The following is a 6,438-nucleotide window of genomic DNA, read 5'->3' as shown; positions in this document are numbered from 1 at the left end:
GACGGGGGGGCTTCGCGCCAGGAGATGACGGGGGTGCTGCTCAAGCGGATCGCGCTGATCGAACAGCGGCGCAAGGCGAGCGAACGGGCGGCGGCGATCGAGGCGGCGGAGCGGTGGGAGGCGTTCGTGCGCGCGGGCGGCTATCCCGGGATGCCGGCGGGGCCGGATCGCGGGGCGGTTGCGGGGATCGAGACGCCGGCATAGCCCGGGCGATGCGGACGGCCCGATAGCCACGCGCCGAAGCGCGGGATGGGGGCGTTGCGCTCCATCCATTCGCTGTACGCGCGGTAATCGGGGTCGGCGCCGAGATGACGCTCCTCGGTCTTGGCGCGGACCCAGTAGACGCCGCTGACGCAGGCGAGGAGGAAGGTGGCGCGGATCGCATCATAGAGGCTGCCGGTGGTGGCGAGCGGGAACATGCTGATCCACCAGAAGGCGTTCTTGGACAGGTAGGCCGGGTGGCGCGTCCAGCTGTACGGTCCGTGGGTGATGATGCCGCGGTGCGTGAGGTTGGAAAAGCGGAAGCCGAACGCCAGCGTCGCCCAGGCATAGATGGCGGTGAGCGCGACCAGCACCGTGCCGACGATCCACAAGAGCACGGTCTGGCCGGCGAGCCAGTGGCTCCATTCCGCCGTGCCGGGGTGGAAATCGAGCGGGCCGCCATTGCCCATGAGGATGAACGGGGGATAGCAGATCAGCGCGAAGGCCCAGCCGGCGGCGTAGGGATTGGCGCTGCGGATATGGCTGTCGAGCGGGCGGAAGGTGAGGATGTAGCCGACGGTCGCGAAGGCGACGTCGATCATGAACATGCCGGTGATGAGCCAGTTGGCGAGCGCCACCGGGTTGGTGAGGATCCCTTCGCTGCTGGCGCGGATGAACGCGCCGAAGCCGGGGGGCACGATCGCGAGCATGAAGGCGAGGAAGAAGCCCTTTACCGCCCAGCTGCGCAGGTGATTGTGGATCGCGGCATCGTCGACCGGCTCGGTCGAGCCGAGCAGCCATGCGCCGAGGTGCCAGGCGCCGTCCTTTGGCTGAACCAGATGGCGGTCGATCCACAGGACATAGGGGACCGAGAGCAGGAAGAGCGCGGGCGCGGCGACCTTAAAACACCACATGGCGAAGGCGAAATTGCCGGTCCAGTAGAAGCGGCAGATGGCATAGACCGCGGCGATGCCGCCCCAGGTGAGCCACAGGCCGGCGAGCTTGGTGAGCGAGATGTCGCGCGTTTCGCGCAACGGGCGCGGATTGGCCCAGTCGACGCCGGTGCTGGGGTTGCGGTGCACCTTGTCCACCAGCACGGCCCAGAGCAGCATCGGCACGCCGCAGGCCGCGAGGTTGACCAGCGCCGCGAAGGGGCCGTCCAGCCCCTTGCTGCGCGCAAAAGCGAGCCAGGCCGCCATGCCGACCAGCCCTGCCACCCCGACGCCAGCGCTGACCGCCGACTTCGGGCGCGGATCGGCCGCGGTGCGGGCGAGGGCGGGGTCGTGATACATGGCGCGGGCATAAGCGCGGATTGGTAAGCAAGTCGTGAAGGATGCGGCGATACAAGGCTTTACGCGCCGCGCGATGGTTGCTTTAGGTACGACATCCCTTCAGTTCAGGAGCGTATCCATGCGCCGTGTTTTTGCGCTTACCGCCTTGTTACTTGCTTCCGCCGCCACCGCGCAGAACAGCCTGCCGCAGCATGCGCCCTATGAGAACCGCATCCCCGCGCCGCGCGACGTGCCCTATCCCGGGACGATGACGGTGAAGGTGGACGCGACCGACGTGGCGCGGCGCATCCTGTCGGTGCGGCAGACCATTCCGGTGGCGCAGGCGGGGCCGATGACGCTGTTGATGCCGGCGTGGCTGCCGGGCAAGCACGCCGCGCGGGGCGAGATCGAGAAGCTGACGGGGCTGAAGATCACGGCCAACGGCAAGCCCGTGCCGTGGAAGCGCGACACGGTGGACGTGTGGGCGTTCCACATCGACGTGCCTGCCGGCGCGAAGCAGCTGGACCTGTCGTTCAAGTTCACCGGCGCGACCAAGACCGAACAGGGGCGGGTGTCGATCGCGAGCAACATGATGAACCTGCAGTTCGAGCAGGTAAGCCTGTACCCCGCCGGCTGGTTCACGCGCCGTATTCCGGTGCAGGCGATCGTGACCTATCCTGCCGGATGGACGGCGGCGTCGGGGCTGCCGGCGCGCAAGCAGGGCGCGGACTATGTCTATGAGAAGACCGATTACGAGACGCTGATCGATTCGCCGGTGTTCGCGGGCCGTTACTTCAAGGAATGGAAGCTGAGCGATCGCGTCGACCTGAACGTCGTTGCCGACAGCCCCGAGGAACTGAACGCCACGCCCGAGCAGATCGACGCGCACAAGCGGCTGGTCGATCAGTCGATCAAGCTGTTCGGCGCGCAGCATTACGATCGGTACGAGTTCCTGCTGGCGATCAGCGACGAGATGGGCGGCATCGGCCTGGAGCATCACCGCAGCAGCGAGAACGGGGTGAAGCCGGGTTACTTCACCAAGTGGAACGACGGCCCGGGACCGCGCAACCTGTTGCCGCACGAGTTCGTGCACAGCTGGAACGGCAAGTTCCGGCGCGGTGCGGACAGCTGGACGCCCGATTTCCGCACGCCGATGCGCAATTCCATGCTGTGGGTATACGAAGGCCAGACGCAATTCTGGGGCTATGTGCTTCAGGCGCGGTCGGGGATCGTTTCCAAGCAGGACACGCTGGACATGCTGGCCAGCATCGCCGCGAACCTGGACAACCGCCCGGCGCGGACCTGGCGCGACCTGGAGGACACGACCAACGATCCGGTGATCAGCGCGCGCCGTCCCAAGGCGTGGGTCAGCTGGCAGCGGTCGGAGGACTATTACAACGAAGGGCTGCTGGTGTGGCTGGAGACCGACGCGATGCTGCGGCGGCTGTCGGGCGGCACCAAGTCGATGGATGATTTCGCGCGCGCATTCTTCGGTATGCGCGACGGCGATTGGGGCGTGCTGACGTACCGGTTCGAAGATGTCGTCGCGACGCTGAACGGGGTGCAGCCGCATGACTGGGCGAGTTTCCTGCGCACGCGGCTGGATGGACTGAACGCGCGCGCGCCGCTCGCCGGGTTCGAGCAGAACGGCTATCGGCTGGTCTATACCGACACGCCGACGCCGTCGTTCAAGAACAACGACAAGACGCGCAGCCAGACCGACCTCAGCTATTCGATCGGCGCCGTGATGGGGAAGGCCGGCGCCGTATCGCAGGTCACATGGGACTCGCCCGCATTCGAGGCCGGCCTGACGCCGGGCGACACGATCGTCGCGATCGGCGGCGAGGAATATTCCGACGACAGGCTGATCGCCGCGGTGAAGGCCAAGGCGCCAGTCAAGCTGCTGGTCAAGAACGGTACGCGCTATCGTGACGTGACAGTCGACTATCGCGGAGGGCTGCGCTATCCGCGCCTCGAAAAGATAGGCTCTGGAGAGGGCGGTCTGGATCGGTTGCTAGCCCCGCGCTGACGGGGAAGCCGAACCAACAGAGGGAAGTCATAATGCGCATCGACTTGATTCCTGTGGGCGATGATCCGCCCAACAGCCTGAACGTGATCATCGAAGTGCCGACGGGCGGCGAGCCGGTGAAATACGAGTTCGACAAGGCGTCGGGCGCATTGTTCGTCGACCGCATCCTGCACACGCCGATGCGGTATCCGGCGAACTATGGCTTCGTGCCCCACACGCTGTCGCCCGATGGCGATCCGCTGGATGCGCTGGTCATCGCGCGATCGCCCTTCGTCCCCGGCAGCGTCGTGCGCGCGCGGCCGATCGCAGTGCTGAACCTGGAAGACGAAGCCGGCGGCGACGAGAAGCTGGTGTGCGTGCCGGACAACAAGACCTTCCCTTATTATGCCGATGTCGACGAGAAGGACGACCTGCCCGGCATCGTGATGGAGCAGATCGAGCACTTCTTCACCCACTATAAGGACCTGGAGAAGAAGAAGTGGGTGCGCATCGGCACCTGGGGCGGGGCCGAGGACGCGCGTCAGATCACGCTGGAGGCAATTCAGCGTTACAAGGACGACAAGGCCGCCGCCGAGGCATCGACGGACGCAACCGGCGTCGACACGCCGCAGGGCTGAACGATGACGAGTCGATCGGCCTGGCGATGGTGCGCCCTCGCCGGGCTGGCGACGCTGACGATATCGGTGATGTTCGGTCGCGTGCCGGGCCTGGTCGCCTGTGGCGACACGGGCGGGGCGGGACCGATCATCGCGCTGGAACTGGTGCGCAGCGCCGCCGATGTCGCGGCGCTGTTCGGCAGCGAGCCGTGCACGAGCCGGCTGATCGCGGCGCAGCGCGAGGCGCTGTGGCTAGACATGCTGGGTTTCATCCCGGCCTATCTGACCTTTCTGCTGAGTGCCGTGGCGGCGCTGCGCCGTGCCAGCCTGGGGCTGATCATGGCGCTGTTCAGCGCGATCACCTTTGCCGGCGCGTTCGACTTCATCGAAGGGCTGATCCTGTTCAAGCTGCTCGGCAATCTGCCGGGGGATCAGCGAACGTTCACCGGCCTGTTCTGGACGGTGCGGCCCAAATTCGCCCTGCTGGCGGCCAGCGAGCTGATGATCGCGCTGATCCTGTGGCGCGGCGCACCGGTCGCCAAGATCGCGGCCGGCGTGATCGGCGCGGGCGGCGTCGTGGCGCTGGTCCATCTGCTGCGCGCGCCGCATGATCCGGCGATGATGCGGGGCCATGCCGTCGCCTGGGGCGCGCTGCTGGTCACGGCGGCGATCGGCAGCGTGCGGCCGGCGGTGCCCGGGCTGCCCGAGCGGCGGCTTATGGCTGCAGCGAAGCCGTAGGAGCGGGCGGCCCGGCGAGCGCGAGGGCGCCCGCCGGCTCGCCAACCTCTGCCTGACCGCCGCGCGCGACGATCGCCGCGGCGACCGACTCGCGCTGAGCCGCCGTGCCGCCACCGACCCTGAGCGGCCGGTCGAGGCGAGCCGAAACCCACCCGGCCAGATCGAGCGCGGCGGTGTCGATCACGCCGCCTTCGATCGGCAACGCCGGCGGGTCGATCTCGGCCGGCGGGGCAAGGCGCACCTGCCAACCCGGAATTGCGGCTGAGGCGCGGCGTTCCAGCGTGCGGTAGCCATCGAGGGTGAGGCCGGGAAGCGGGGCGGCGGTGGCGGCGAGCGTGCGCGCGGCCGGATCGCCGCGCACGGCGTCCGGCGCGACTCCCGCGATCAGCGCGAGCTGGCCGATCGCGTGCTCGGCCGCCGTGCGTTCGGCCTCACCCTGGCGGTTGCCGGCACGCGCGATCTGCGCCGCCTCGACCGCGCCGGGATCGAGCGTGATCTGCAACTGATCGACATGCAGGTCGATCGGCCGGTCGAGCTGCTGGCCGAGCGCTTTAGTCAGGCTTGCGTCGGCCTCTGGATCCAGGCGCGGGGTCAGCATGACGCCGCGGATGCGGATCGGCGTCGCGCCATAGTCGATGTCGAGCTGGCTGAGGCGAGCTTCGGCCGGAAAGCGCGAGCGGATGGTGTCGCGAATCTGGCGCTGGGCGACCGCTTCGAACGCGATCTGCCGGAGCCCCGCGCCTAGCGGGATCGACAGCGCGCCGAGCGCGACGAAGAAGAGGATCAGCTGCCACCCGGTATGGTGCGGCGAGAGGTGGCTGCCAAAGCCGTAGACGCGGGCAACGAGCGCGGCAGTGAGCGCGATGGTCACGGCATTGGTGATGAACAGGAGCAGCGAGCCCGCGAACACGGTCCAGTTCCACGTCGCGATGCCAAAGCCCACCACGGCGAGCGGCGGCATGAGGGCGATCGCAATGGCGACGCCGACCACCGTGCCGCCGCGTCCGCGAATGAGCGCATAGGCGCCGGCAACGGCCGAGAGCAGCGCGACGAGCAGGTCGAACAGCGTCGGTTGCGTGCGGCCCGCGATTTCGCTGGTGATCGTCTGTACCGGCGAGATCGAGACGAGCACGACGCTGAGCAGGATCGCAATGGCCGACCCGGCGAGCAGTGCGGTGGCGCTGCGGCGGATTTCGGTGAAGTCGAGCGTCGCGATGCCGAAGCCCAGGCCGATGATCGGCATCATGAGCGGCGAAAGCAGCATCGCGCCGATCAGCACCGCCACCGACGGCATGAGCAGGCCGAGCAGCGAGATCGCAGCGGAAACCAGGATCAGGAAGGCATAGCGGCCGGACCAGCCCGAATCTTCCGCGATCTGGCGAAGCACTTCGTCGTGATCGACGCCGCCGACGACCCAGATCCGCCACCAGCGGTGGAGCTTGCTGCGGTCGGCGTGATCGGGCGCTGTGGGCGTGGAGGCTGAGGACGCGGACATGGGGGAGGGCAATGGCCGAGGTGGCGCTGCGGCGGATTTCGGTGAAGTCGAGCGTCGCGATGCCGAAGCCCAGGCCGATGATCGGCATCATGAGCGGCGAAAGCAGCC

At 67.8% G+C, this 6,438-nt stretch carries 6 protein-coding genes; 4 read left to right on the top strand and 2 right to left on the bottom strand.

The features are described from left to right. Nucleotides 1–204, top strand: a 204-nt coding sequence (locus tag BFL28_RS20990) for a hypothetical protein (RefSeq protein WP_158011663.1), incomplete at its 5' end; no start/stop codon positions are given. On the opposite strand, the gene BFL28_RS15740 is transcribed toward BFL28_RS20990, so the two are convergent. Then, on the bottom strand, nt 141–1,493 hold the full coding sequence (locus BFL28_RS15740) for a methyltransferase family protein (protein ID WP_069321483.1): 1,353 nt from the start codon (nt 1,491–1,493) through the stop codon (nt 141–143). The two genes, BFL28_RS20990 and BFL28_RS15740, sit on opposite strands and share 64 nt — an antisense overlap. A gap of 118 nt (nt 1,494–1,611) precedes the next feature. Between BFL28_RS15740 and BFL28_RS15735 the strand changes: the two genes are divergently transcribed. Genes BFL28_RS15735 through BFL28_RS15725 form a run of 3 tightly spaced genes read left to right on the top strand, consistent with a single transcriptional unit; the run spans nt 1,612 to nt 4,835 of the window. Continuing rightward, complete coding sequence (locus BFL28_RS15735; protein ID WP_069321482.1) at nt 1,612–3,501, top strand: M61 family metallopeptidase; 1,890 nt, start codon at nt 1,612–1,614, stop codon at nt 3,499–3,501. 32 nt (nt 3,502–3,533) lie between these two features. Beyond that, the gene (gene ppa, locus BFL28_RS15730; RefSeq protein WP_069321481.1) at nt 3,534–4,118 is read left to right on the top strand and encodes an inorganic diphosphatase; all 585 of its coding nucleotides are present in this window, start codon (nt 3,534–3,536) and stop codon (nt 4,116–4,118) included. Nucleotides 4,119–4,121: 3 nt separating this feature from the next. Then, on the top strand, nt 4,122–4,835 hold the full coding sequence (locus BFL28_RS15725) for a hypothetical protein (RefSeq protein WP_069321480.1): 714 nt from the start codon (nt 4,122–4,124) through the stop codon (nt 4,833–4,835). Here BFL28_RS15725 and BFL28_RS15720 read toward each other — a convergent pair. Then, a complete protein-coding gene (locus BFL28_RS15720) occupies nt 4,813–6,330 on the bottom strand; it encodes a DUF389 domain-containing protein (protein WP_079247203.1) in 1,518 nt (505 codons plus the stop codon). The two genes, BFL28_RS15725 and BFL28_RS15720, sit on opposite strands and share 23 nt — an antisense overlap. Nucleotides 6,331–6,438: the final 108 nt, after the last annotated feature.

This window comes from Sphingomonas turrisvirgatae (genome assembly GCF_001721295.1).
In the GTDB taxonomy this organism is placed as follows: domain Bacteria; phylum Pseudomonadota; class Alphaproteobacteria; order Sphingomonadales; family Sphingomonadaceae; genus Sphingomonas; species Sphingomonas turrisvirgatae.
The sequence above is the reverse complement of the archived record's forward strand: the minus strand, read 5'-3'. Positions and strand labels throughout refer to the sequence as shown.

Excerpts from the sequence above, each read along its gene's own strand:
- BFL28_RS15740 (WP_069321483.1), bottom strand. The coding sequence starts at position 1,493 with ATGTATCACGACCCCGCCCTCGCCCGCACCGCGGCCGATCCGCGCCCG.
- BFL28_RS15735 (WP_069321482.1), top strand. The coding sequence starts at position 1,612 with ATGCGCCGTGTTTTTGCGCTTACCGCCTTGTTACTTGCTTCCGCCGCC.
- ppa (WP_069321481.1), top strand. The coding sequence starts at position 3,534 with ATGCGCATCGACTTGATTCCTGTGGGCGATGATCCGCCCAACAGCCTG.
- BFL28_RS15725 (WP_069321480.1), top strand. The coding sequence starts at position 4,122 with ATGACGAGTCGATCGGCCTGGCGATGGTGCGCCCTCGCCGGGCTGGCG.
- BFL28_RS15720 (WP_079247203.1), bottom strand. The coding sequence starts at position 6,330 with ATGTCCGCGTCCTCAGCCTCCACGCCCACAGCGCCCGATCACGCCGAC.